This window comes from Streptomyces sp. NPDC055140, assembly GCF_053607285.1.
Genome location: NZ_JBSGTG010000181.1, coordinates 1 through 255 on the forward strand (window position 1 = coordinate 1; position 255 = coordinate 255).

Annotated in this window: 1 protein-coding gene; it reads left to right on the forward strand. The window is 70.2% G+C overall.

The window, feature by feature from the left end:
- Positions 1-255, forward strand: a 255-nt coding sequence (locus ACWFR4_RS48800) for an amidase family protein (RefSeq protein ID WP_453658433.1), incomplete at both ends; no start/stop codon positions are given.

Genomic DNA, 255 nt, shown 5'->3' on the forward strand with positions numbered 1-255 from the left:
TGCCGTCAAGGACCTCTTCGCTGTTGCCGGACAGCGGATCGGCGGGGGCAACCCGCAGTGGCTGGCCGATGCGCCGATGGAACACCGACATGCCGACGCAGTAAGGGAATTGATCGGCGCGGGCGCCCAGCTCGCCGGGATCGCCCAAAGCGACGAACTAGCCTTCAGTCTCGCCGGGACCAACATCCACTACGGCACCCCCGTCAACCCCGCCGCCCCCGGCCGGATCACCGGCGGCTCCAGCAGCGGCCCGGC